Genomic DNA, 25,577 nt, shown 5'->3' with positions numbered 1-25,577 from the left:
CAGGCTGGCCGGGGAGGGACCAGCAAGATTCAGGCGCGTTCGGTCAGTACTTCGTCCAGGGCGCTGCCGCGGTTACGCGGGCGCAGCATGCCGGTGGTGAGCGCGACGCCCAGCAGGATCACCACGCAGCCACCCGCCATCGCCAGCGTCACCGGCTCGTGCAGGAACAAGAGGCCCCACATCACGCCAAAGACCGGGATAAGGAACATCACCACCATGCTGCGCGAGGCGCCGACGCGGGCCATCAATCCGTAGAACAGCACGTAGGCGAGCGACGTGCAGATGGCCGCCAGGCCCAACACCGCCAGCCACGAGGTCCAGCCCGGCGTGTGGGTGGGCCACATCCAGATCGTGAGCGGCAGCAACAGCAGGGCCGCGGCCAGCTGGCTGCCGGTGGCGACGCTGAGCGGCGTGACGCCACTGCGCAGGCGGCGATGGCTGTAGTGGGCGCCGAAGGTGTAGCAGACATTGGCGCCCAGGCAGGCGGCCATGGCCCAGCCTGTCGCATGCGCATGGCCGTTGACACCCACGGTGCCCAGCACCAGCCACACCACGCCGGTGAAACCGACCAGCAGGCCGCTGGCCTGCGTGGCGCTCAGCTTCTCGCCCAGCAGCATCCAGCCCGACAGCGCCACCAGCAGCGGGGCGATGGCGTCGGAAATGGCGGAGACACCCGCCGGCAGGCTCTTCGCCGCATAGGAGAACAACACGAACGGCAGCGCGGAATTGGCGATGCCGACGATGGCGATATCGCGCCAGTGCGTGCGCATCTCCACCAGCCGCGTGCGCGTCAGCAGGGGGATCGAACACACCGCGGCGCCGATGGCGCGCATGCCGGCCAGCGCCATGCCGCCGAATTCGTCCGCGCCCATGCGCATGAACAGGAACGAGGCGCCCCAGATGGCTCCCAGCAACAGCAGTGCGGCGATGTCGGAGGTTTTCATGGTGGTGTCAGTGATTGTTTTGGACTCGCGGGGCGATGACTCGGAGCCCCGCCTTTGCTCGTCATTCCGGCGTAGGCCGGAATCCAGTAGCGGTTCTGTTGGATCTTCGCGAAAGACGGCAACCGATCTCGCGACAACCTGTTACGACGGAAACTGGATTCCGGCCTGCGCCGGAATGACGAAGGTGAGAGGCAACTGTCTGTTTGGAAGGCTAGCCGCCCATGGTGTCAGAACCTGTCAGCAGACTGCATGCCTTTGGTACGTCAGGCCTTCGGCTTCGCCCCCTGCCCGAACAGCACGCGGCGTTCTTCATCCGTCAGCGCCTGCTTCGGCTGGTACGCGTTCTCCACGCCTTCATACGTGCGCTGCGTGGCTGGGCGCTGCGACATGGCAATGAACCAGCGTTCCAGGTGGGGAAAATCCGCCAGGTCCTGGCCGTGCGCCGCGTGCGGCACAATCCAGGGGTAGCAGGCGATGTCGGCCAGGGAGAACTCACCCGCAATGAATTCGCGACCGGCCAGCCGGCGATCGAGTACGCCGTACAGGCGGGCTACTTCGCGGGTGTAGCGGTCGATGGCGTAAGGCACCTTCTCCGGCGCATACACATTGAAGTGCCCGATCTGGCCCGCCATGGGGCCCAGCCCGGAGACCTGCCAGAACAGCCACTCCAGCGCCTCGACGCGGCCGGCCGTGTCCTTGGGCAGGAGCTGGCCAGTCTTTTCCGCGAGATACAGCATGATCGCGCCGGACTCGAACACGGCGAGCGGCGCGCCGCCACCGGCCGGGGCATGGTCGACGATGGCGGGAATCTTGTTGTTCGGCGAAATGGCCAGGAATTCAGGCTTGAACTGCTCGCCCTTGCTCAGGCTCACCGGCGTGATGAAGTAGGGCAGGCCAGCTTCTTCGAGGAACAGCTTGAGCTTCAGGCCATTGGGCGTGGCGGCGAAATACAGCTCGATCATGGCGGGGGCTCCGTGAGGTGATGGCGCCAGTGTCGGGGATACACTGGTCTTGAAAAAGATCCAGATCACGGGAATTCTTCAGGACCAGTCAACCCGCCCCGGATATCGGCATGGATCAACCACTGGCTTTCCCGCTGGATATTCCCGTGCGTGGCCGGCTCCAGGCGCTGCATGGGCAGCTGCGGGCGGCCATTCTGGACGGGCGGCTGCGTACCGGCCAGACCTTGCCGTCGACCCGCACGCTGGCCACCTCGCTGGGCGTGTCGCGCAACACGGTGGTGGCGGCGTACGACCTGCTGCTCAGCGAAGGCTATGTGGTTTCGCGGCAGGGCGCGGGCTACGTGGTGGCGCATGCCGGGCCCACGCAGCCTAGCGCATCGCGGCCGGGGGCCAGTGTCGAGCCGAGGCTGCAGCCGCGTTGGCGCGATGCCACGGTGCCTGCTCCCATGAACGCCTTGCCGCCCGCGCGCTATGACCTGCGCGTGGGGCTGCCGGACATCTCGCGATTTCCATTCGAGGCGTGGCGCAAGCTGTCCGCCCGCGCACTGCGCACACTTGGCCAGGCCATGTGCGCCTACGACGCCGTCGAGGGGCGTGCAGCGTTGCGCGAGGCGATTGCGGGGCACGTGTCGTTCACGCGCGCCGTGACCTGCAGCGCCGCGGACATCATGGTGACCGGCGGCGCACAGCAGGCGTTCGATCTGCTGGCGCGCATCCTGGTGACGACCGGGCGCACGGTGGTGGCGGTGGAAGATCCCGGCTACCCGCCGTTGCGCGCGGCGTTCGAGGCTGCCGGCGCCAACGTGGTGCCAGTGCCGCTCGACGATGAAGGCCTGATCGTCGAGCGGATTCCGCCCGATGCCCGCGTCATCTACGTCACACCTTCGCACCAGTTTCCCTCCGGCATGGCGATGTCGCCGGCACGCCGCGCCGCGTTGCTGGATTTTGCGCGACGGCAGGGCGCCGTGATCGTGGAGGACGACTACGACGGCGAGTTCCGCTACGGCGGGCGCCCGCTCGATGCGCTGCAGACGCTGGATCGCGACGGCTCGGTGTTCTACGTAGGCACCTTTTCCAAAAGCCTGTTCCCGGCCCTGCGCCTGGGCTACGTGGTGGCACCGGCCTGGGCCATGGCCGCGCTGGGCAGCGTGCGGCAACTCGTGGACCGGCACAGCGACCTGGTCGCGCAGGACACGCTGGCCTTGTTCATCGCCGAGGGCCATCTCGCCCGGCATGTGCGCAAGATGCGGCGCATCTATGCGGAGCGCCGCGAGGCCCTGCTCGATGGCCTGTCGCGCCATGCCGGCGAAGCCTTGCGTCCGCTGGCATCCGATGCCGGGCTGCACATCGCCGCGGCGCTGCGCTGGCCGGTGGCGGCAAGCCAGCTGGTCAAGGATGCGGCAGCCAGGGACATGCGCATCGAAGCGCTGGGCGACTACGCCGTGGGTGAGCACCAGCCCAACGGCCTGGTGTTTGGCCTGGGCGGCATCCCGGCAACGCGCATGGATGAAGCCGCACGCCTGCTGGCCCGGTTGCTCGAGGTGTACCGGCCGCACTGACGCTGGTTCCTTCGTTTCCGCAGCAACTGGATCTGTCCGGCCACTGCGTCGCGGAGGAGCATGCGAGGCCTCCCCTCCAAGGATGCCTCCCGTGCGTTACCTCGCCCTGCTTTGCCTGTTGTTGTCCTGTGCCCTGGTCCATGCTGCGGAATCCGGCCAGTCGCGCGCCGAAACGGCAGGCCGCAGCCTGATCGGCCAGCCCGCGCCGCGCATGGTGCTCAAGACCATCGACGGCCCGACCATCGATTTGGGGGCGCTGTACGGCAAAAAGGCCGTCTACCTGAAATTCTGGGCCACCTGGTGCGTGCCCTGCCGCCAGCAAATGCCGCACTTCGAGCATGCCTACGAAGAAGCGGGACCGGACATGGTGGTCATCGGCATCGACGTGGGCTTCGACGACAGCGTCGAGGAAGTACGCAAGGTGCAGAAGCAGCTCGGGCTCAGCATGCCTCTCGTGTTCGACGACGGCTCGCTGGGCGAGGCCTTCCACCTGCGCGTGACACCGCAGCACGTCGTGATCGGTCGCGACGGTCGCATCCTCTACGTGGGGCATGAGGCGAACGACAAGCTGGACGCCGCGCTGGCGCAGGCGCGCAGCAGCTCGCCGGGCCAAGTCGCTGCGGCCGCCGTGCCGAAGGACGAGCCGCACTACGACGTCGGCGACCGCGTGCCCGCCTTCGACGTGCGCACGCTGGATGGAAAGGCGTTGCCAGCCTTCGGCGCCACGCCGGGACAGCCGACCGTGCTGCTGTTCCTGTCGCCGTGGTGCGAGTCGTACCTGGCCAAGAGCCGTCCCGCGATGGCGCAAAGCTGCCGCACGGCCCGTGAACGTGCCGACGTGCTGGCGCGCGACAATCATGCGCGCTGGCTGGGCATCGCCTCGGGCCTGTGGGCCAGCCATGACGAACTGGCCGACTACCAGCGCGAACACCACATGACCATGCCGCTGGCGCTGGACGACACGGGCGCCTTGTTCCGCCGCTTCCGCGTGATGCACGTGCCGACGGTGATCGTGCTGGATGCGCAGGGCAAGGTGCTGCGCCGTAGCGAGGACGTCGACGCCGCGCTGCCGTCGCCGCAGCCCGTTGCCTCGGTGCACTGACCATGCGCGCCGCGCGGGGTTTCCTCTGCATGATGGCGCTCGCCGTGGCGGCGCCGGTCATGGCGACGCAGGACGAGTCCTTGCTCACGGCGGCGCTGACGCGTGCGCCGGGGCAGTCACTGGAAGCGCTGCGCGTGACGTATGCACCGGGCGAATCATCACGACCGCATTCGCATGATCGCGATGCCTACGTCTATGTGCTGCAAGGCCGCGTGCGCAGTCAGGTGGAGGGCCAGCCACTGCGGGTCTATGCGCCAGGCGAAAGCTGGTTCGAGCCGGCGGGTGCGCATCATCTGGTCAGCGGCAATGCGAGTCGTAGCGAGCCGGCTACGTTTCTGGTGGTGTTCGTGGGTGCGCCGCGTAAGTAGGGCTCGTCAGCAGTGTCAACGCGGTATCGGCACCACCCCTCGCCGTCACTACCCCTCACCGTCATCCCCGCGAAAGCGGGGATCCAGCGACTTTCGGTACCTGGTAGTGCTTAAAGGCACTGGATCCCCGCTTTCGCGGGGATGACGGTGAGGGGCGCCTGGGTCCCGCCGAGATCGGGAGAGCGTTTAGCCTGGGCGATAGCGATCGAGCGCGTCGCCGAGTTGGTCCCTGAGCGGCTCCAGGTACGCCGCATACTTCGTCCACTGGTCCATGCCATCACGGAAGATCGGCCGGCGCACCTGCTCCGAGCTGGCGGTGCGCACGCTGCGTTCCGTCTTGTGGAACTCAAGGCACGAGGCTTCGTATGGCAGGCCGCAGAAATCCAGAATGCGCCGAACGCTGCCCTCCAGATCATCCACCACATCCTCGTGGTGCACGCGCAGCACGAGGCCGGGCAGCACGCGGTCCCAGTGTTCCATCAGCGCCAGATACGTGCGGTAGTAACGTGCAATGTCTTCCATGCTGTAGGTGAACTCCTGGCCGCTGGCGAACAGCTGCTTGAGGTTGCTGAAGCAGCAGGCCATGGGTTCACGCCGTGCGTCGATGATCGTCGCGTTGGGAAACATCAGGTGGATCAGGCCAAGGTGCCGGAAGTTGTTCGGCATCTTGTCGATGAAGCGGGGCGCATCGCCGCGATAGGTACGTGTCTCGCGCAGGTACTTCTCGCCCAGTTGGCGAAAATCCTCCGGCGACATGTCGGCAAGCACGCCGGGGTAGCGCGGGTCGTCCAGGTCCGGCTCGCGCCCCTGCAGGTCGAGCACGATGCGCGGAATGTCGGCGAGCTCCTGCGTACCGTCCACCTGCGAATGCGAGGCGAGGATCTGTTCCAGCAGCGTGGAGCCGGCGCGCGGCAGGCCGACGATGAAGATCGGGTCGGGGCTGGGATCGCCCACGCCTGCGCGGCTGGCGAAGAACGTGTGCGTGCAGGTGTCGATCTGGCGGTGCGTATTGGTTTCGATGATCTCAGGACGATAGCGGCTTTCCGCGCGCTTGAGAGCGTTGCCACGCTCGTAGTGCCACCACGATGCGTCGTACTCGCCGCGATCTTCGTAAGCTTTGCCGAGCGCAAAGCACAGGTGATAGCGATCCAGCGCCGGCGTCTCCGGCAGGGCCTCGGCGGCCGCCATGCGCTCGATGTCGGCGTCGGCAAAACGATATGTCTTGAGGTTCGCCAGGCTCCAGTACGCATCGCCAAAGCCGGGGCGCGCGGCGATGGCGGCGTGGTAGGCGTCGATGGCCTCGCTGCGCAGGCCCTGAGTCTTCAACGCGTGTGCAAGGGACAAGTGCAGGTCCGCCGCGCCCGGCACGTCGCGGAGCAGTGCGCGGTACAGGCCGATGGCGCGTTCGTGCTCGCCCAGGCCGACGCAGGCACTGGCATGCAGCGCACGGTAGTCGGGGTGTTGGGGGTCCATCGCCAGCAAGGTTTCCATCTCGTTGCGGGCGCGCTGGTACAGATGCCGTTCGAACAGCACCTTGGCGTAATCGAAGCGCGCGGCATGAAAGTCGGGGGCGATGTCGAGGACCGCAGTGAGCAGAATCTCGGCGTCGTCCAGCACATCGCGCGCCACGGCAATGCGGGCCAGCAGGCGCATGCCTTCGATGTCGTTGCCGACGCGCTGCAGATAAGGGCGGATGACCTGTTCGGCCCCGGTCAGCTCGCCGTCCGAAAACAGGCTGGTTGCCTGCACGACCTCGGGCGCGAGGCGCTTGAGGATGCTCACGTGCGAGGCTGCCGTCGCCGCATTGGCATGGTCGCCGGTCATGCGGTAAAGACCTTCGAGAAGGTTCCAGCTCGAAGGAAGCGCGGGATTGATGTTGACCGCCCGCAGCAGCGCATCGATGGCTTGCGGTGCATCGCGGCGGACGACGTGGCAATGGCCGCGTTCTTCGTGGAGCCGGCTGTAAACAGGGTGTCCGCGTTCCAGCTCGGCAAGTGTTCGCAGCGCGTCGTCGATCCTGCCGAGATGGCGCTGGCTCTTGGCGATGGCGTGAAGCACATCGCGATTCTCGGGCACTTCGACCCGCAGGGCCGTGGCCTCCGCCAGTGCCTGTGCATGCTCGCCTGCCCCCTGTAGCCGGCGTATCTCGAAAACCTGTTGTTCGACGGACATGAGGGGTGTTTCGGCGGGGAGGGCGTTCATGCGTGATCTGTTGATAGAAGAGGAGCAATTGTCCGGCGTCATGCTCGCTCTGATCTGCGACGGCGAGATGTCAGAACCTCGCCGTCATCCCCGCGAACCCCGCAAAAGGGGGCAAGAGCGGGGATCCAGCGACTTTCGGCATTCTGAGACGCTTAGAGGCACTGGATCCCCGCTTTCGCGGGGATGACGGTGAGGGAGATGTCCGTCTACTGCAAAGTCAAACGGGATTCCGTACGGGTTCTCAGAACTTGAACCCGAACTTCACCCCGACCACGCGCGGACGCAGCGGCACTTCCGACTTGATGAACTGCGCCGACGAGGTGAACACGCTGGCGTGGCTGTTGCTCAAGTTGGTGCCATACAGGGACAGGTCCCAGGCATCCTTGGCGATGCCCACCGAAGCGTCATAGGTGGTGTAGCCCTCCTGCAGGTAGCGCAGGTCCACCGTGGTCGGATACAGCACGCCCTCGCCGCTGGGGTAGGTAGCCGGCTGGTTGTACATCGAGCCCGTGTGGCTGGCGCCGGCCATGGCGAACGCCTTGTACCCGCCATTGAGGGTCCAGTCGTAGCGGGCGCGCAGGTTGAACTGCGAGCGCGGGGAGAACGCCGGCACGCTGCCGGCCGCGCCGAACGGATTCTCGAACGGCTGCAGGCCCTGGCCGGCGATCACCACCTGGGTGATGCACGCGCCGTAGGACGGCGTGTTCGGGATGTTGCCGACCAGGCAGGGCGAGTTGGTCTGCTTGGACTTGTTGTACGAACCCGAGCCCATCAGGGTCAGCCCATCGGTGACGCGGCCCTCGAACTGCAGCTCGATGCCGTCCACCTTGTAGTTCGGGCCGTTGACGCCGAACGTGGTGTTGCCAAGCACCAGCGGGTTGAAGAACTGCATCTGCACGTTGTCCCACTTCATGTGGTACAGCGAGCCGTTGAGCAGCAGGCGGTCGTCGAAGAACGTGGTCTTGAAGCCGATCTCGTTGTTGGTGAGGGAGTCCGGTGCGTAGCTGAGCGGCTTGCGGTACTGCGGGCCGTCCGGACCCTTGGCAACGTTCTTGGTGGTGCGGTTGAACGCACCGGGGCGGAAGCCCTGCGAGAAGGTGTAGTAGACCATCGCATCAGGCGTGATATGCCACACCAGGTTGGCGCGGCTCTTGAAGCCGTGGTACGAGGCGTCGAGATGCTCGGCGTTCATGCTGGTCGCGTCGCCGCCCACGCACTGGCCGTTGGGCACGTTCACGCAGTTGGTGCCCGTCGAATACTGCGAGCCGCGCTGGTATTCGGAGTAGTGGTAGTAGCGCGTGCCCGCGGTGGCGGTGAGCACCTCGGGAATGATGTCGTAGGACACCGAGCCGAACGCCGCGACCTGGCGATAGCCGCGCTGTTCGTCCTCGCCGAACGCGGTGCTATCGCCGCGCACGCTCGGATCCATCTGCGCCGTGCCGGGGTAGGGCACCACATTGGCAACGCAGGGCGCGCCGCCCGCGACGGCCGACGCAAGGTTCGGCGGCGTGCACGAGGGGATCGTCTTGTAGTTGAAGTTCATGTCATCGAGGATCTTGAAGTCCTCGTAGTACAGGCCGCCGATGGCGCGCAGGCGGTTTTCTTCCGGTGTGCTGAAGCGCAGCTCATGGCTCAGGTGCGTGCTCTTGACCTGGTCGTTCCAGTAGCCCACGGGGGAATAGCAGGTGGGCGGGGTGCCGGCGCCCAGGCCCGTGCCGCCGCTGCAGTTGTAGTACCAGCCGCCAGCGCTGCGCGAGTAGTTGGTGTAGTCCTGCTGTTCGCTGATGTGGCGGTTGGTGTAGCCGCCGGTGTACACCAGCGAGACGTCGCCGATCTTGCCGTTGACCGTCCACGCGGTGTTGGTGTTGCGGTCCTTGTCCCAGGACGGCGCGAACGCGGTGATCTGCAGCGGCTTCAGGGCCTGGCCGTCCGAATTGACCGGGTAGGTCGACGACTGGCCTTGCGCGTCCATCTCCTGGTAGCTCTGTGCGATCAGCACGTTCCAGTCGTCGTCGATCTTGTAGAGCGCGGACAGGCGGGCGCCCTGGTAGTCGACCGGGTTCCAGTCCTTCTGCGCCACCGCGTTGTTGTTGGCGACCGGGCTGCCCGGCACGGCGCAGTAGCCGGTGCTGCTGGGTAGGCCGTTCGGGCACAGCCCGCCGGTCGGCTTGATGTTGGCGTAGAAGTTGCCGCCGTCGTTGTTATTGCGCGTGAACGTGCCCGGCACGTTGTCGATGTAGCCGCCGCGATGGTCGTTGTAGATCACGCCGCGCACGGCGAACGTGCCCGGAATGATCGGCAGGTTCAGCACCGCGCTGGCGGAGTTGTTCGGGCGGCCGCCGGTGGTGATGCCGGTACTCGCCTCGACGTTGCCGCCGACCTTGTCCAGGTTCGGCTTGTTGGTGATGTAACGCACGGCGCCGGCCTGGGCGCCGCCACCGAACAGCGTGCCCTGCGGGCCCTCGAGCACTTCCACGCGCTCCATGTCTACCATGTAGACGTCGAGGTTGCGCGCGGGGAACTGCATCGACTGTTCGTCGAGGTACACGGCGACGTTGGGGAACGGTGCGATCGACGCGCTGGACTGGTTGCCGAGGAAGCCGGTGCTCAGGCCGCGCATGTAGATGTTGCCCTGGCCCGGACCGTTCTCGGCGAACGTCACGTTCGGCAGGTACCGGATGATGTCATCGAAGGTGTCGACGTGGAGCTGCTGCAGGGTGGTGCCGCTGAAGGCCTGCATGGTGATCGGCACGTCCTGCATGGCCTCGTTGGCGTGCTGCGCCGTGACGGTGATCGAGCCGAGCGTGGACACCGTCGCTGCATCCGTCGCCGGTGCCGGCGGCGGAGCGGCCGGCGTGGCGGCTTCGTCGGCGTAGGACACGCGAGCGACCGCAAGCGCGGCGAGCACCGCGCAAGTGATTGGATTGATCTTCAAGATGCTCTCCCCGGAGGTTGTTATGGCCGAACGGCGTCGGCAGGCCTAGTGCTGCGATGGGCGAAGGCTAGGGAGGGCGGGTGAAATGCGAATGACTCGGACTAGGCAACTTTTGGGTGTTGTCTATGCCTTTCCTAAGGCGTTGGAACTTGCGGTGCTCCGGTAGCTCTGATGCTGCCTCGCAGCCCGCTCGAGTTTCAAACGACGCCTCGTGGGAGCCTCACTGTCATCCCCGCGAAGGCGGGGATCCAGTGCCTTTATGCGCCGCGGTAAACCGAAAGTCGCTGGATCCCCGCCTTCGCGGGGATGACGGTGAGGGCTGGTTGTCGGTTTGCTGCGGGTTGAGCGAAGACGTTGAACAAGCCCTCAAAGCCTCTGCTCACCCGCCACCCATGCCGAACGCACCACAGGCTGCGAACGATGCATGCGCACGCGCAGCAGGTCGGCGCGCAGGCCGCTGTCGAGGCGGCCCCGGTCGTGGAAGCCGAGCACGGTGGCCGGCGTGGCGGTGATGGTGGCGATGGCCTCGGCCAGCGTCCACCCGGCCTGCTCGTGCAGAATGAACGCACCCTGCAGCAGGCTGGTCGGCATGTAGTCGGAGGAAAGAATGTCCAGGCAACCCGCGCGCGCCAGCGCGATTGCCGCGACATTGCCCGCGTGCGAACCGCCGCGCACCAGGTTGCTGGCGCCGGCGACGATGTGCAGGCCGTGCTCGCGCGCCGCGTGGGCCGCGGCCAGCGTGGTGGGAAACTCACTGATGCGCGCACCCACGGCGACGGCCTCGTCCACATGGGCGACGTCCGTGTCGTCGTGGCTGGCAACCAGCAGGCCATGGCGGCGGGCCAACTGCATGACGCCGGCCAGCTGCAGGTCGCGATGCTGGCCTTGCTGCACGCGGCGCTCTTCCAGCACGGCGGTGAATTCCTCGTCGCTCCAGGTGATGCCACTGCGGCTGTAGTACGTGCGGTACTGGCGCACGTCGTGGTACTGGCGCTGGCCCGGGGTGTGATCCATCAGCGACAGCAGGCGCAGGTCCTTGCGGGTCATCAGTGGTTCCACCAGAGCCGGCAGTCCCGGCCAGCTCAGCTCGCAGCGCAGGTGCAGATAGTGTTCGCAACGCAGCAGGTCGTGATCGCGCGCTTCGTCGAGCGCGGCGAGTGCGTTGCGCAGCGTGCCGATGCGCCCGCCGTCCTCCTCCAGGTCGCCCAGCGCCATGGCATCCAGCACGGTGGTGATGCCGGCGGCCAGCAGCTGGGCGTCGTGCGCGAGCATGGCGGGCAGGGCCGGCCAGGCCGCGCCGGCGCGAGGAAGCAGGTGCTTTTCGAGGTTGTCGGTGTGCAGTTCGATCAGGCCGGGCAGCAGGAAATCGCCTTCGAAATCGATGGCGCCAGCGGGCCTCTCATCGCCGCGCCAGAGGCGTGCGATACGGTTCCCCCGGATCTCGACGCCACCCAGGACCACCCCGTCGGGCAGGACCAGCCGCGCCCTTGCAATGCACCATGAATCGTCCCGCGCCGATGTCATTTCCGCGAAAACTGGCCTGCCCATACTCGTCCGGATTCAAACTACCGCCTGCCAGTCTGGGCCAGGAACATGCAGGAATGATGGCAATGCGCTTCCAGCCACCGGACCGGTCGTGCGACATGCCGGTGTGGCGACAGATCGAACAACAGGTCTTGCAGCAGATCCGCAGCGGCCAGCTACGCGGCGGCGCCAAGCTGCCCTCGGCGCTGGAGCTGGCGCGCCAGCTCCAGGTGAACCGGCATACCGTGCGCCGCGCGCTCGACGCGCTGGAGGAACGCGGCGCGATCCATGCCGATACAGGTCGCGGCCTGCGCGTGCGGGAAGAGTGCTACGACTACGCCATCGGCCGTCGCACCAGCTTCAGTCGCAACATGAACAGCCTCAACGTGAGTTCGGGGAACAAGGTGCTGGGGACGGCGCTGGTGATGCCGCCGCAGCGCGTCGCCGAGTCGCTGGCGCTGGCGCGTGGCGAGCGCGCATGGTGGATCGAATCGTCCGCCTACGCCGAAGGGCGCGTGCTCGATCACAGCCAGGCGTGGTTTTCCGTGGCGCGGTTTCCCCGGCTTGGCGAAGTGTTTCAGCGGACGGGGTCGGTGAGCCGCACGTTGGCGGAGTTTGGCGTCGCCGAATATTTCCGCAGTTATACCCGCGTGACGGCGCGCCTGGCGGGCACCGCTACGGCGCGCGTGCTGGACCAGTCGCCGGAGCTGCCGGTGCTGGAAGTGGAATCGCTCAATGTGGATGGACAGAATCAGCCCGTGCAGTACGGGCTGACCTGTTTCGCGGCGGAGCGTGTGCAGTTGGTGCTGTCGACCGCCGAGCGTTGAGATTCAGGGCATCGGTGGCTCAACCGCCACACGCTTCCTAATAGTCACCTGCGGACATGCTTCCCACCGTCATCCCAGCGAAAGCTGGGATCCCGTGTCTTTGATGCGTGTGGCAAGGATGAAAGACGCTGGATGACCAGCCATTCGGCTGTTGAAAAACGCCTCCAGCTTTCGCTGGGATGACGGTGAGGAAGCGATGGGGCCGTGTCGGGAATTCGAAGAACTCAGTGCGCGCCAGCGACCACGGGTTCAACGGTTTCGGCCTGCCATTGGCCACTGACCACTTCCTCCGCCAGACCAAACGACAGCGTCATGCCCAGCCCGCCGCCACCGATGCCGTTGACGATGGTGACGCCCGGTTCGGCTTCGATCACCAGCTCGCTGCGCTTCCCATCGGTGAGCTTGGCGTAGATGCCGTGCCAGCTCTGCTTGACGTTCCAGCTCGGCAGGTCGAGCACCGTGCGCAGGTAGTCGGCGATCTTGCGGTTGATCGAGCTTTCGTCGAAGGGCTCGTGCGTGTGGCCGTATTCGTGCGAGTCGCCGATGGTGATCTCGCCGAGTCCGTTCTGCGCTGCCATGACATGGATGCCGAGTGCGATCAGGTCGGCGTACTGCTCGCTCAGTCGCTGGCGCATCGCTGCGATGCTCGGCGTGGCATGGAAGCCGCTGTAGTGGGCCATGGTGAGGCCGCCGCACACCACAGGGCCCAGCTGGAACGGCGTGGGCTGTGCTTCTAGCCGCAGCATCTGCAGCTTGCATTTGGTGATGGCCAGGCGTTCGAACAGTTCCGGATACAGCGTTTCGAAATCGGTGCCGCTGGCGATGTAGATGAGGTCCGCACCGTAACGGCGGCGGCCGCTCCATACCCACGGGTGTTCGATGCGGGTGACGGCCTGGCGCCAATGGAACTCCACGCCGTAGCGTTCCGTCAGCCAGGCGGGCAGGTTGCGGATCGCCTCGCGCGGATCCACCACCATTTCGTCCGTGCTGAGCAGGGCGCCGCGCAATCCGTTCGATACGACGCCCGGCGCGTGCTGGCGGACCTGTGCGGGGTCGAGCGTGCGGCAGGGGCGGATGCCCTCGTTCATCGCCGCGTACTCGTTCATCACCGCCCATTCGTCGTCGTGATACGCGGCGATGAGGCTGCCGCTGGGGGCGGACCACGTGCCGCTGGCGTCGCAGAATTCGCGCCAGATCTCGCGCGAGCGAAGCGCGCGCGCATAGAGCGGGCCGTTGGGCACGCCGATCGGCCAGATCGTGCCGAAGTTGCGTACCGAGGCGCCCACGGCGCGCTCGTGGCGGTCAAACACGGTGACCTTGTATCCGGCCTCTGCCAGGGCACGGGCCATGGCCAGCCCGACGATGCCTGCACCCACGACGATCGCGGTGCGTGTTTGCGACTTGCTCATAAACGAGTGCTTTCCATCTTCAGGGGTGACAAGGGGGAGGCGGTTGCCGTGAGGCCGTTCTGGCGGCCGTGCCACCAAAACCAGCGCGCCGACAGCGCGACAAGGACGAGGCCGAGCAGGCTGCTCGTCAGCACGGCGCGTTCGAAGAACTGCGTCCAGTTGAGCTGCAGGGCGAGGAACTGCCTGATCAGCAGCACCGCCACGCTGCCCAGATAGCCCGAGGCGTCGGCCAGATACATCACGAACGACACGGTGCCGGCGACGCGGAAGGTGGCCATCAAGCGTTCGAAGAACATGCCGTTGAGCGGGATGTAGCCCAGATACAGCCCGAACCCGACCAGGGTCATCCAGGTCAGCGGCGGCAGTTCGTGGTGCGCGAACAGCAGGGTGCTCAGCCCGGCGCAGCACAGGCCCGCAGCGATCAGCACGTGGTTGAGCATGAAGGCGCGCATGTTGTCGCGCACCAGCGACAGCGACGCGGTGAGCATGAGCACGCCCACGCCGATGGGCGTGTCCACCTCGCCGAACACCAGCGCGCTGCGGCCGAACCCGAGGTCGCGGAAGATCTCGGTGTCGAAGTTTTCGCGGAAATCGCGCAGCACCGTCAGCAGCACGTACAGCGGCACGATCAGCAGCAGGCCGGGCAGGAAGCGGCGCAGGAAAGCCCGGCGCGCATCGCGATCCATGCGGCCACGTGGCGCGCGGGCGGCGATGTCCTCGGCCGTGGGGGGCGGCAAACGCTCAAGCGTGCGCAGCGACAGCAGCAGCGGCGGCACGAATACCAGGCCGGTGAGGAACGGCATCCAGTGCTCGCTGACGCCGGCCAGCAGCATCGCCTTGCCAACGCCCTTCACTACACCGGAAGCAAAGATGAAGCTGGAAGCCAGGATGGCGCCCATCAACTCCGTGGCCTGCCGGCCTTCGATGTAGCCGAACACCAGGCCCCACACCATGCCCAGCGGCAGGCCGTTGAGGAACAGGAACACGATGCCGGGCAACGGCGGCGCCAGCGCGAAGCCCAGCAGGGCCAGCCACGACAGGCCGATCAACACGAGGATGGCTTTGCCACGGTTCGCCGGGTGCAGCTCCGGCACCAGCCGGATCGCCCAGAGCTTGCTCACCGCGTAACCCATCACCTGGGCGATCACCAGCCAGATCTTGTAGTCGACGCCCAGCCAGCTCATGGCATCGAAGCTGGCCGCGCTGAACGGCTTGCGGAAGGCGTACATGCATGAGTACACGCAGAACGCAGCCAGTCCGGCGACCAGCGGCAGCATGCGCGAGGATTTGCCGGGCGATGGCCCGGATGCGGTGATGATGGGCTGCATGACCGGCCTCAGGCCACGTGGGACTGGCTGGCGCGGTCAAGCAGGGCGGCCAGCTCATGCAGGCCATCCAGTACGGCATCCGGGTGATGCGCGAGCAGTTCGGCGCGCGTGTAGGCGCCCGTAGCGACCGCCACCACCAGGCCGCAGCCGGCCGCCCGGCCTTCGCGGATATCCACTTCGGTATCGCCCACCTTGAACACGCGCGCCGCATCGGTGACGCCGCCTTCGGCCATCAGCGCGCGGATCATGTCCGGCGCGGGACGGCCCTCGACGACGCGATCCGCTGAGGTCGCCGCGTCGATCAGGCCGCGGCGGCGCCAGTCGAAGCGCTCGATCAGGCATTCGGCGATGTCCTGGGAGAACGCGGTGTTGAGCGCCACCTTGATGCCGCGCTCATGCAGCCACGCGAAGGTGTCTTCGGCGCCGGCCATCGGGCGGACCGCTTCGTGGGTGCGGTAGCAGTGGAGCATGCGCTGCACGAAGTCGGCGTGGACATGCATCACGTGCGCGTCGTCCGCGGGCAGGTCGTGGGCGGCGAGCAGGCTGCGGATGGCCGCGGGCTTGGTGTAGCCCATCAACGCGCGCAACTCGGGCACGCCGGCCTCGCAGCCGGCCTCGGCCAGCGCCTCGCGCAACGCCTGCACGACCAGGTCGGGGTCGTGCACCGTGGTGCCCGCCATGTCGAAAACTGCCAGTTGGAACGTCATATCGCCTCCCGTGATGGAGAGGCATGCTGACGAGCGGCGATGGCGTGCCCATGACGCGGGCACCGACAGTCGGGGCGGACTGTCTAGTCAATCGCGGGGGATGGGATGTGGTGCGTGTTTGGGGTGCTGACGCTGCCGCTGCCGCTGGCTCGGGCTTGTTCGCGATCTCGCTCCGACGTTGCCATGGAGCGCCATTCGCCCCTCACCGTCATCCCCGCTTTCGCGGGGATGACGGTGAGGGGGCGGGAACGGTGAGGGGGCGGTGATGGGTGAACAGGTTCTCTGGGGATCACCCCGGATCCCGCACCCAATCCAGATAAGGACGATGCCCCTCAGCCACCGGCACGGCGATCAGCTCCGGCAACTCATACGGATGCAGGGCCACCAGCCGCTCCTTCAGCGCCGGGAAGCGCTCGGCCGTGGTCTTGATGAGCAACAGCTCCTCGCTGTCGGTCACCACCTCGCCCTTCCAGCGATAGGTGGACGCCACCGCCGGAATGCGGTTCACGCAGGCGGCCAGGTGTTCGCCCACCAGGGCCTCGGCCAGCTTCTGCGCGCTGGCGGCGTCGGGGCAGGTGCAGTAGCAGAGCAGGACGGTATCGGACATCACGACCTCGAGGACATCAGCCCGTAGTTGGCGAATTTGGCGAGCACGTCAGCCACTTCGTGGTCCGTCAGCATCACCGGGGTGCCCAGCTGCAGCGCCAACGCGTATTGCCGGGCCAGATTTTCCACCTCCACCGCCCGCCACATGGCCTGCGCCAGCGTGCTGCCCAGCGAGATCATGCCGTGGTTGGCCATCAGGCAGGCCAATCGGCCTTCGAGCGCGGCCAGCACGGCATCGGACAAGGCCTGGGTGCCGTAGGTGTGGTAGTCGGCGCAGCGGATGGAGTCCCCACCGCCCACCGCAATCATGTAATGGGCGGGCGGGATGTCCTTGCGGCACATCGCCAGCGCCGTGGCGTACGGCGGGTGAACGTGGACCACGGCCATGGCATCCGGGCGGGCGAGGTAGATGTCCCGGTGGAAGCGCCACTCGCTGGAAGGACGCTGGCCGGCGGGCCACTGGCCGTCGCGATCCACCCTAACGATGCCTTCGGGCGTGATGTCCTCGTACGGTGTGCCGCTGGGCGTGATCAGGAAACCGTCGCCACAACGGGCACTTAGGTTGCCCGAGGTGCCCTGGCTCAGGCCGGAAGCGGCCAGCCGGGCCCCTTGGGCTACCAGGTCCAGGCGTAGCGTCAGCTCATCGCTCACGGGTGGGTGGCCTCCGGGGATCAGGCCGGCATGGTCGTCGGTCCCGCCGCACCTTGTCGATAGGGGCCCCGAAGAGCGCGTCATTCCCGCTTTCGCGGGGATGACGGGCAAAAGTCCGGCCTTTGGCGACACTCTCATGGAGAGAAAATCTCGCCACTTTCCGCCCCGGCGGCTCTTGAAAGGCCCTCGCGGCTCCCCCATTGGAAGTTTCAGCCACCGGACCGGCACCTCTTGCGGGGGGCTATTGCGTCGCTATTATTGGCACTCACCTACCGGGAGTGCTAACAGCGCCAGCAATGGCGCCGCTCCGGGGTACCGAATCCTGTTCAACCATCCAACCGAAGCTGGAGCCCACACCATGAGCAAACTGCGTCCGCTGCACGATCGCGTCATCGTCAAGCGCCTCGAAGAAGAGCGCGTCTCCGCTGGCGGCATCGTCATCCCCGACAGCGCCACCGAAAAGCCGACCCGCGGCAAGGTCATCGCTGCCGGCACCGGCCGCATCCTGGAAGACGGCAAGGTCCGCCCGATGTCCGTGAAGGAAGGCGACACCGTGCTGTTCGGCAAGTACGCCGGCCAGGAAATCAAGATCGACGGCGAAGAGCTGGTCTTCCTGAAGGAAGACGACATCGTTGCGGTGATCGAAGGCTAAGCGCCTCTCCCGCATCTCTTCCCCTACCAACGACTCAAATCTAAGGAATTACAGAAATGGCAGCTAAAGAAGTCCGCTTCGGCGAAGACGTCCGCGCGCGCATGCTCAAGGGTGTGAACACCCTGGCCAATGCCGTGAAGGTCACCCTGGGTCCGAAGGGCCGCAATGTCGTGCTCGAGAAGAGCTTCGGCGCACCGACCGTCACCAAGGACGGCGTCTCCGTCGCCAAGGAAATCGAACTGGCCGACAAGTACGAGAACATCGGCGCGCAGATCGTCAAGGAAGCCGCTTCCAAGACCTCCGATGTGGCCGGCGACGGCACCACCACCGCCACCGTGCTGGCCCAGGCGTTCATCCAGGAAGGCCTCAAGGCCGTGGCCGCCGGCATGAACCCGATGGACCTCAAGCGTGGCATCGACCACGCCGTCACCGCCGCCGTGGCCGAGCTGAAGAAGCTCTCCAACCCGACCGCTGACGACAAGGCCATTGCCCAGGTCGGCACCATCTCCGCCAACTCCGACGCCGCCATCGGCGAAATCATCGCCACCGCGATGAAGAAGGTCGGCAAGGAAGGCGTGATCACCGTCGAGGAAGGCTCGGGCCTCGAGAACGAACTCGACGTCGTCGAAGGCATGCAGTTCGACCGCGGCTACCTCTCGCCGTACTTCATCAACAACCAGCAGTCGCAGCAGGTTGAACTGGACGACCCGTTCATCCTCATCCACGACAAGAAGATCTCCAACGTGCGCGAGCTGCTGCCGGTCCTCGAGGCCGTCGCCAAGGCTGGCAAGCCGCTGCTGATCGTCGCCGAGGAAGTGGAAGGCGAAGCGCTGGCCACCCTCGTGGTCAACACCATCCGCGGCATCGTCAAGGTCGCCGCCGTGAAGGCGCCGGGCTTCGGTGACCGTCGCAAGGCCATCCTGGAAGACATCGCCATCCTGACCAACGGCGTGGTGATCTCCGAGGAAGTGGGCCTGGCCCTCGACAAGGCCACCATCACGGACCTGGGCCGCGCCAAGCGCGTGGTGATCACCAAGGAAAACACCACCATCATCGACGGCGCCGGCGAAGCCGACCGCATCCAGTCGCGCATCGGCCAGATCAAGGCGCAGATCGAAGAGACCTCTTCGGACTACGACCGCGAGAAGCTGCAGGAGCGCGTGGCCAAGCTGGCTGGCGGCGTGGCCGTCATCAAGGTCGGCGCTGCCACCGAAGTCGAAATGAAGGAAAAGAAGGCCCGCGTCGAAGACGCCCTGCACGCTACCCGTGCAGCCGTTGAAGAAGGCGTGGTGCCGGGCGGCGGCGTCGCCCTGATCCGTTCGCTCAAGGCCATCGAAGGCCTGAAGGGTGCCAACGCTGACCAGGACCTGGGCATCGCCATCACCCGTCGCGCCCTGGAAGCTCCGCTGCGCGCCATCGTCGCCAACGCTGGTGACGAGCCGTCGGTCGTCCTGAACTCCGTGAAGGAAGGCAAGGGCAACTTCGGCTACAACGCGGCCACCGGCGAGTTCGGTGACATGATTGCCTTCGGCATCCTGGACCCGACCAAGGTGACCCGTTCGGCCCTGCAGTTCGCCGCCTCGGTGGCCGGCTCGATCATCACGACCGAAGCGGCCGTGACCGAAGTGCCGAAGAAGGACGAAGGCCATTCGCACGGTGCGCCGGGCGGCATGGGCGGCATGGGTGGCATGGACTTCTAAGTCCACGCCTTCCAGGCATCGCTGTACGAGAAAACCCCGCCCTGTGCGGGGTTTTCTTTTGGGCGACGAAAAAAAAGCAAAAAAGAGGGTCCGGCCATTTCCGTTTTGCGTGGCTTGGCCGTCTTAGTCCTTGTCACAGTCTTCAGCGGGTCGGCGAGCCTTGAACGAAAGGAATCTTCAGCCAGGGGAGGAACCTCTGGACGCCGATCTGGTGTTCGCGGCTAGCGGCTGCGCCTATGCGGCGCAACGCTCCCTGGAGCGCGAACTGCGGTGGGCGGGGTTCCCCGGCCCGCTGGCGACTGGACCCAAGGAACCCCCGGCCATGGATGGCCACCCTGGTCTGCAGGTGTGGTGGCGCTCGCTGCGTAGCCGCCCTGACTGGGAGGGGCATGCGGGGCAGCGCGCCCTCATGGCTGCCAAGTACGTGGTGCGCGCGCTGGGCATGCCGCTGCGCCACCACGGCTATCTGTCATTCCTGGGGTCGCACCCCCTGTTGCGCGCCTGCCTGGCCTGCGATCCGCGCCTGCAGGAGCGCCACCAGCACCGGTTCGTGAATCGCCGGTGGCATCGCGAGGATCGCCTGCAGGCGCTGAAGGCGCACTACCGGCTGTTGCTCGAGCGCTGGTCGGCGGAGCTGTTCGAGGCGGTGTATGTGCAAGGCCGCGCCACGCTGGGTGCGCTGACGCTCAAGGACGGCAGCGAGGTCCGGCTGCACCTGCGGCCGCCGGCGCACATGACCTGCGAAGGCGAGCTGGCCATCGAGCTCACCGATGCGCATGACCGCACGCTCTACCGGCTGGTGATGACGCTCATCGACGATGACACGCTGGCCATCGGCTGCATTCAGGGCCCGGCCGGCGTCCATGGACGGGAGACGGTGCGCGAGCTGACCCGCAACATGCACGGCATGCGGCCCAAGCAGCTGATGCTGGTGCTGGCCTATGCGTTTGCCGGCCAGTGTGGCCTGCGGCGTATCCTTGCGGTGGGGAACGCGGCGCATCCGTTGCTGGGGCGTTCGCGGATGTTCTCCGATTACGATGCGTACTGGCTGGAGCAGGGCGGTGTGCTTGTCGAGGACGGTTGGTTCCTGTTGCCCGCCAGCTTGCATCACCGCACGGAAGTGGAAGTGGAAAGCAAGCGCCGCGCCTTGTTCAGGCGTCGCGCGGAACTGCGCTGGGAAGCGGTGAAACTGTTGAATGATGTGTTGCGCCCGGTATCGTGGTGGCGCGACGCGATGGAGGCGTCGGTAGCCATGGAGGCCTTGCCGCCGCTTGCCGACGTAACCAGGGCAGCCTAGTGGACAGACGTGCCAACACGCCCGCCAACGCGGGCGTGAACCTCGATCCGGCGTTCGCACTGCGCATCGCCGACCTGTTCCGCGACCACAACCGTGCGCTCGTCGCGTTCCTGCAGTGCCGGCTCAATTCGCTGTCGGATGCCCAGGAAGTCGCACAGGAGGCGTACGTGCGCCTGGTGACGATGGACAAGCCCGAGCAGGTGGATTCGCTGCGCGCCTACCTGTTCCGCGTCGCTTCGAACCTGGCCGTGGACCGCTTGCGCGCGCGGCAGGTGAGGGCGGAGCATCCGGTGGATGCGCCTGACGAAGACCTGCACCTGGCACCGATTCCCGAGCGCCACGTGCATGCCACCGCGCAATTGCAGGAGCTCTACAAGGCGTTGCGCGAACTGCCGGCCAAGACCGGGCGGGCTTTCGTCATGCATGTCATCGACGGCTGCGAGATTAGCGTTATCGCGCGGGCCATGAAGATCAGCGAGCGCATGGTGCGCTATCACGTCGCCAATGCCCTGGCTCATTGCCGGGCGCGGGTGGACGAACCGGAGATGCCATGATGGCCAACCCACTCAATCAACAAGACTTGCGTGTCGCCGCCGACTGGTGGGTGCGACTGCGCGACCCCGCTGCCACGGAACGGACGACCGAGCAGTGGCTGGCCTGGGCCGACGAGGATCCCGCGCACCTCACCGCGTTCGAGCGCGTGACCGAACTGGCCGCACGTTTGCAGGCGCTGGGCGAGGTGTCGCGCGAACGCCTGCTGGCGGAATTCGCGCCGGCGCAGGTGCAGCGCGTCCGCTGGTGGATGCCCGCCGCCGCCGCGGCCGCCGTGGTGGCCGCGGTCGGCGGTTACGTCGGCTGGCATGCCATGGCCACGGCGGTCACTTCGCAGACCTACGCCAGCGCCATCGCCACCCAGCGGGAGGTGACGCTGGAAGACGGCACGCGCGTGACCCTGGGCGGCGCCACGCACCTGACCACGCGCTTCAGCCATGGTCGCCGCGAGGTGGACCTTGCCGATGGCGAGGCCTATTTCGAGGTCGTGCACAACGCGTCCCGCCCGTTCCGCGTCCGTGCCGGTGACGTGACCGTCGAGGACATCGGTACCGCCTTCAATGTGCGCCGCACCGGCGACTACGTCACCGTGGCCATGGCCGAAGGGCGCGTGCGCGTGGCCGATGCCACCGGCGGCGCCCACAACAGCCTGGAAGCCGTGGCCGGCCAGTCGGTGACCTACGACCCCTCGCGCGCGGCCATGAACGTTACCGCCAGCGACCCCGCCAACGCCGCCGCCTGGCGCCACGCGCGGCTGGAGTTCGACAACGAGCCGTTGTCGGTGGTGGTGGCCAACATCAATCGCTATCGCGTGGAACCGCTGCGCATCGCCGATGCCGAGCTCGATACGCTGACCTTCACCGGTACCGTCAAGGCCGACGCCATCGACGACTGGCTGCGTGCGCTGCCGCAGGTGTTGCCGTTGCAGGTGGGCGAAGCCGGCGGGCAGACCGTGCTGTCCGATGCGCGTCGCAAGCCGGCGCAACACTGAAGATCCTGCGTTGACCTGACAGCCAGTCGACAGAAAGCATTCATGCGGCAACGTTGGTGCCACAAGCGCCACGACGCATGTCACACTCGTGACTTTCGCTTGCGAAGAAGCGGGGGTTATGAGGAAAGCTGCGACGCTGCTGCTGTCGGGCGGCCTGTGGATGTCGGTTTGCCTGGCGGTGCCGGGCAACTCCGTCGCCGCTGCGCGCAGCACGCCGGAGCCTTCGCAGCAGGGCCCGCTCCTGGATTTCGCCATTCCCGCGCAGCCGCTGGCCACCGCCTTGATCGCCTTTGGCAAGCAGGCCAATGTGCAGATCCTGACGGCGGGCGGCACCATCGCGCGTTTTCGCTCGCCGGGCGCCACGGGCAGCCTCACCATGCAGGCCGCGCTGGCGAAGCTGCTGGCGGGTACCGGGCTCGTTTACGAGTTCACCGGCAAGGGCACCGTCGTAGTGACCATGCCCGAGCAGCCGGGAAAGAAATCGGCTTCGGCGGTGCCGCGCGAGGAGATCCGGGAGCTGACCGCGGTCGAGGCCAATGCCTTGGTCGGGCGCGACGAGGGCTTCAAGGCGTCGCTCACCAGCATCGGTTCGCGCAACGACGCCGACCTGATCGACGTGCCGCAATCGGTGACCGTGGTGACTCGGGAAGTGATGTCGTCGCAGCAGGCGCTGTCCGTCGAAGACGTCCTGCGCAATGTGGCGGGCGTGTCCTACGTGCCGGGTTCCGGCGGCTTGCCGTTGTTCCAGATCCGCGGCTTCTACAGCGGCAACGGCCTGATCGACGGCATGCCGAACAGCAATGCCGGCTCCGGCGATTTCCCTCCGCTGATCGCGTTGGAGCGGGTGGAGGTCATGAAGGGGCCGCAATCGATCCTCGGCGACTCCAACGGCAACAGTTTCGGCGGTCTGGTCAACGTCACCACCAAGCAGCCGCAGAGCCAGCCGGTGCACGAGTTCAGCTACACGCTGGGCGAGCAGGGCCAGGCGCAGGCGGGCCTCGATCTGGCCGGTCCACTGGGGCACGCTGCGGGGCTCACCTATCGCCTGGTGATGTCGGGTCAGTACGCCGACCGCTCGCCGCAGGGCTACCGTCATCGCCGCAGCGCCTACCTCGCGCCGTCGATCGGCTGGACCACGTCGACGACGCAGCTGGTGGTCGGTGCGCAGCGCATCCTGAACCGCCTGCCGATGCCCGATCACGTTGTGGTGCTGGGCGACTCATTGGGCAGTGCCACGCCGTTCGGGCTGCTTACCGGTAACCCGTACGACTACGCCAACTACCAGACCAACCGCCTGTACTACCTGCTGGACCAGCAGCTGGGCCATGCCTGGACCTGGCGCAGCCGTGGACAGTACGTCCAGCAGCGCAACGACTCGCAAAGCTGGACGATGTACAACCCCACGGCGTCCGGCACCGTGGATCCGGTGGCCGAGGCCTACCGGTACAGCGACGCCTATTACTCGCTGCAGAACGATTTCATCCGCGTGTTCGGCACGGGCCCCGTCACGCACACGATCACCCTGGGCGCGGACTACTCGCGCTCGCGCGTGGGGCACACCGATGACCTCGTGCACGACTATGACGGCGGGGTCTACAACCTGTTTACCGATCCCGCGCTGCCGCGCGTGTCTGCCGTCGTGCAAGCGCAGGACAATCTGCCGTTGGCCGGCACGCCCTGGTCGGTCGACAACGGCCTGTTCCTGCAGGACCAACTGGCGTTGGGCGAGCGCTGGGACATGCTGATGGCGCTGCGCCGCGCCGCCTACGAGGTGCAGACCACGGATGCGCAGGGCAATCCGTGGACGCCACGGCGCACCAAGTGGGTGCCGAACGCCGGCCTTGTCTACAAGCTCACCCCGGACATCGCCTTCTACGGCGGCACCAGCAATGGCTTCCAGCCGCTGTCGTACCTGGGCGAGAACGGCCGCCCGCTGGTGCCCGCGCTGTCGCACCAGCTGGAGGCGGGAGCCAAGTTCAATCTGTTCCATGAGCAGGCGTGGCTGACGGTGTCGCTGTATCGCATCGCGCTCGATCACAGCTACGTCTTCCTGGAAGCCTTGCCCAATTTCGCCAGCCTGGGGCCGGGGCAGACCAATCGCGGTCTGGAGATCGAACTCGCCGGCCGCCTGGCGCCGGGTCTGGACATCACCAGCAGCTACACCAACGCGTTGATCACCAACCACGACGGCACCGCTCCGTCCGGTTCGCCGCGTCAGCGCTTCAACCTGTGGGCCAGTTACTGGTTCCCGGGCGGAACGCTGAAGGGCTGGGGCCTGGCCGGGGGCGTGGTGGCGCGCAGCCGCTCGCTGGGACAGAGCCTGGACTACAGCACCTACTACCCGTCGCCGGGACAGGCGGAGGTGGATGCCAACGTGTCCTATCGCACCGATCGCTGGCGCATGACGCTGGGCGTGAAGAACCTCTTCGCGCGCACGCTCTATTCCGCCGATTTCAACGAGACCTATGTGCCGTTGCGCACGCGCCGCAGTGTGATCCTTTCGGGCACCTACGACTTCTGAGCCGCGCACGAAAAAGCCCCGGGAGTTGCCTCCCGGGGCCCGGTTCACATGACGCGGAACGAATTACTGCTTCGGCGTGGCCGGCGTGCTGCTTTCAGCCTTGGTGGCGTCCGTCGCGGCGGCCTTGGCCTTGTGGCCGGCGTGATGCTTGGCCTTGTGGCCGGTTTCGCTGGCCTTGGCAGCAGCGTCGTCGGTTGCCGACTTGGTCGTTTCCTTGGCGGTCGAAGCGGCTTCGGTCGCCGACTTGGTCGTTTCCTTGGCGGTCGAAGCGGCTTCGGTCGCCGACTTGGTCGCTTCCTTGGCCGTCGAAGCGGCGTCGGTGGTCGACTTGGCCGTTTCCTTCACGGTGGCGGCGGCGCTGGTGGACGACTTCATCGCATCCTTCGCTGCCGTGGCCGACGTGGTCGCGCTTGCTTCGGTCTTCGCGGCCGGAGCAGAGTCCTGCGCAAACGCCGGAACAGTCAGAACGGAAGCGGCGGTGACGAAGAGAGCGGCAAGCATGGTCTTACGCATGGGGTGAACCTCCAATGTGGGATTGCCAGCGAAGGCGTTGCTTCGTGGCTGGGGCTCAAGCTAGACGCAGATCGCTCTACCGAACCTGAACGAAACCGGCTCCCTTTAGCGCGCAGACAGATCGATGAATCGTGGTTATGAAGCCTGTTGGAAAACGCTTTCAGCCTGCTTGAAAAGCCCGGGAAACGGCCGCCGTGCTCATTTCGTTTGGACGTCCATTTGGTTGG

General features: G+C 66.4%; 21 protein-coding genes. 10 read left to right on the top strand and 11 right to left on the bottom strand.

Going from position 1 to position 25,577, the window contains the following annotated elements; all coding sequences use genetic code 11:
* Positions 1–29: 29 nt before the first annotated feature.
* Positions 30–944 carry a DMT family transporter gene (locus HY57_RS00310; RefSeq protein ID WP_019463984.1) on the bottom strand — a complete coding sequence of 305 codons (915 nt, stop codon included), beginning with the start codon at positions 942–944 and terminating at the stop codon, positions 30–32.
* Positions 945–1,207: 263 nt separating this feature from the next.
* On the bottom strand, positions 1,208–1,906 hold the full coding sequence (locus HY57_RS00305; protein ID WP_019463985.1) for a glutathione binding-like protein: 699 nt from the start codon (positions 1,904–1,906) through the stop codon (positions 1,208–1,210).
* 110 nt (positions 1,907–2,016) lie between these two features.
* Here HY57_RS00305 and HY57_RS00300 point away from each other — a divergent pair, with 110 nt between their 5' ends.
* The 3 genes from HY57_RS00300 to HY57_RS00290 all read left to right on the top strand — a co-directional run bounded on the left by HY57_RS00300 (position 2,017) and on the right by HY57_RS00290 (position 4,935).
* The gene (locus HY57_RS00300) at positions 2,017–3,465 is read left to right on the top strand and encodes a PLP-dependent aminotransferase family protein (RefSeq protein ID WP_019463986.1); all 1,449 of its coding nucleotides are present in this window, start codon (positions 2,017–2,019) and stop codon (positions 3,463–3,465) included.
* 91 nt (positions 3,466–3,556) lie between these two features.
* Complete coding sequence (locus tag HY57_RS00295; RefSeq protein WP_019463987.1) at positions 3,557–4,567, top strand: TlpA family protein disulfide reductase; 1,011 nt, start codon at positions 3,557–3,559, stop codon at positions 4,565–4,567.
* A gap of 29 nt (positions 4,568–4,596) precedes the next feature.
* On the top strand, positions 4,597–4,935 hold the full coding sequence (locus HY57_RS00290; protein ID WP_235186596.1) for a cupin domain-containing protein: 339 nt from the start codon (positions 4,597–4,599) through the stop codon (positions 4,933–4,935).
* 186 nt (positions 4,936–5,121) lie between these two features.
* On the opposite strand, the gene HY57_RS00285 is transcribed toward HY57_RS00290, so the two are convergent.
* The 3 genes from HY57_RS00285 to HY57_RS00275 all read right to left on the bottom strand — a co-directional run bounded on the left by HY57_RS00285 (position 5,122) and on the right by HY57_RS00275 (position 11,620).
* Positions 5,122–7,107 carry a tetratricopeptide repeat-containing sulfotransferase family protein gene (locus HY57_RS00285; RefSeq protein ID WP_019464466.1) on the bottom strand — a complete coding sequence of 662 codons (1,986 nt, stop codon included), beginning with the start codon at positions 7,105–7,107 and terminating at the stop codon, positions 5,122–5,124.
* A gap of 271 nt (positions 7,108–7,378) precedes the next feature.
* The gene (locus HY57_RS00280) at positions 7,379–10,072 is read right to left on the bottom strand and encodes a TonB-dependent receptor (protein ID WP_019464465.1); all 2,694 of its coding nucleotides are present in this window, start codon (positions 10,070–10,072) and stop codon (positions 7,379–7,381) included.
* A gap of 366 nt (positions 10,073–10,438) precedes the next feature.
* The gene (locus HY57_RS00275; RefSeq protein ID WP_200873894.1) at positions 10,439–11,620 is read right to left on the bottom strand and encodes an alpha-D-ribose 1-methylphosphonate 5-triphosphate diphosphatase; all 1,182 of its coding nucleotides are present in this window, start codon (positions 11,618–11,620) and stop codon (positions 10,439–10,441) included.
* 62 nt (positions 11,621–11,682) lie between these two features.
* On the opposite strand from HY57_RS00275, the gene phnF reads away from it, so the two are divergent.
* Entirely contained in the window at positions 11,683–12,423 is a 741-nt protein-coding gene (gene phnF / locus HY57_RS00270; protein ID WP_019464463.1) for a phosphonate metabolism transcriptional regulator PhnF, read from the top strand.
* A gap of 224 nt (positions 12,424–12,647) precedes the next feature.
* Here the strand turns inward: phnF and HY57_RS00265 are convergent, their stop codons facing one another.
* The 5 genes from HY57_RS00265 to HY57_RS00245 form a co-directional block, all read right to left on the bottom strand.
* Positions 12,648–13,832 carry a TIGR03364 family FAD-dependent oxidoreductase gene (locus HY57_RS00265; RefSeq protein ID WP_019464462.1) on the bottom strand — a complete coding sequence of 395 codons (1,185 nt, stop codon included), beginning with the start codon at positions 13,830–13,832 and terminating at the stop codon, positions 12,648–12,650.
* Positions 13,829–15,160: a DUF5690 family protein gene (locus tag HY57_RS00260; RefSeq protein WP_019464461.1), complete on the bottom strand. Its 1,332-nt coding sequence runs from the start codon at positions 15,158–15,160 to the stop codon at positions 13,829–13,831. The genes HY57_RS00265 and HY57_RS00260 overlap by 4 nt, the downstream gene beginning before the upstream one ends.
* An 8-nt stretch (positions 15,161–15,168) precedes the next feature.
* Positions 15,169–15,867 (bottom strand): HAD hydrolase-like protein, encoded by a 699-nt coding sequence (locus tag HY57_RS00255; protein WP_019464460.1) that lies wholly within the window; start codon positions 15,865–15,867, stop codon positions 15,169–15,171.
* A gap of 289 nt (positions 15,868–16,156) precedes the next feature.
* On the bottom strand, positions 16,157–16,474 hold the full coding sequence (gene cutA, locus HY57_RS00250) for a divalent-cation tolerance protein CutA (protein ID WP_019464459.1): 318 nt from the start codon (positions 16,472–16,474) through the stop codon (positions 16,157–16,159).
* Positions 16,474–17,124, bottom strand: coding sequence for a class II aldolase/adducin family protein (locus HY57_RS00245; protein WP_019464458.1), 651 nt, complete (start codon positions 17,122–17,124; stop codon positions 16,474–16,476). Before HY57_RS00245 ends, cutA begins: the two co-directional genes overlap by 1 nt.
* Positions 17,125–17,482: 358 nt before the next feature.
* Between HY57_RS00245 and groES the strand changes: the two genes are divergently transcribed.
* From groES to HY57_RS00215, 6 genes are all read left to right on the top strand, one after another.
* Positions 17,483–17,776, top strand: a complete 294-nt coding sequence (groES, locus tag HY57_RS00240) for a co-chaperone GroES (RefSeq protein WP_019464457.1) — start codon at positions 17,483–17,485, stop codon at positions 17,774–17,776.
* Positions 17,777–17,832: 56 nt separating this feature from the next.
* The gene (gene groL, locus HY57_RS00235) at positions 17,833–19,476 is read left to right on the top strand and encodes a chaperonin GroEL (RefSeq protein ID WP_019464456.1); all 1,644 of its coding nucleotides are present in this window, start codon (positions 17,833–17,835) and stop codon (positions 19,474–19,476) included.
* A 322-nt stretch (positions 19,477–19,798) separates the two neighbouring features.
* Positions 19,799–20,773: a VirK/YbjX family protein gene (locus HY57_RS00230; RefSeq protein WP_019464455.1), complete on the top strand. Its 975-nt coding sequence runs from the start codon at positions 19,799–19,801 to the stop codon at positions 20,771–20,773.
* The gene (locus tag HY57_RS00225) at positions 20,773–21,327 is read left to right on the top strand and encodes an RNA polymerase sigma factor (RefSeq protein ID WP_019464454.1); all 555 of its coding nucleotides are present in this window, start codon (positions 20,773–20,775) and stop codon (positions 21,325–21,327) included. The genes HY57_RS00230 and HY57_RS00225 overlap by 1 nt, the downstream gene beginning before the upstream one ends.
* Positions 21,324–22,316 carry a FecR family protein gene (locus tag HY57_RS00220; protein WP_019464453.1) on the top strand — a complete coding sequence of 331 codons (993 nt, stop codon included), beginning with the start codon at positions 21,324–21,326 and terminating at the stop codon, positions 22,314–22,316. The genes HY57_RS00225 and HY57_RS00220 overlap by 4 nt, the downstream gene beginning before the upstream one ends.
* A gap of 118 nt (positions 22,317–22,434) precedes the next feature.
* Entirely contained in the window at positions 22,435–24,837 is a 2,403-nt protein-coding gene (locus HY57_RS00215; protein WP_100218156.1) for a TonB-dependent siderophore receptor, read from the top strand.
* Between the two features lie 63 nt (positions 24,838–24,900).
* On the opposite strand, the gene HY57_RS00210 is transcribed toward HY57_RS00215, so the two are convergent.
* Positions 24,901–25,350 carry a hypothetical protein gene (locus HY57_RS00210; protein WP_019464451.1) on the bottom strand — a complete coding sequence of 150 codons (450 nt, stop codon included), beginning with the start codon at positions 25,348–25,350 and terminating at the stop codon, positions 24,901–24,903.
* Positions 25,351–25,577 lie beyond the last annotated feature (227 nt).

The organism is Dyella japonica A8 (assembly GCF_000725385.1).
GTDB classification, from domain to species: Bacteria; Pseudomonadota; Gammaproteobacteria; order Xanthomonadales; family Rhodanobacteraceae; genus Dyella; species Dyella japonica_C.
Note: the sequence above shows the minus strand (reverse complement) of the source record. Positions and strands in the feature narration are given on the sequence as shown.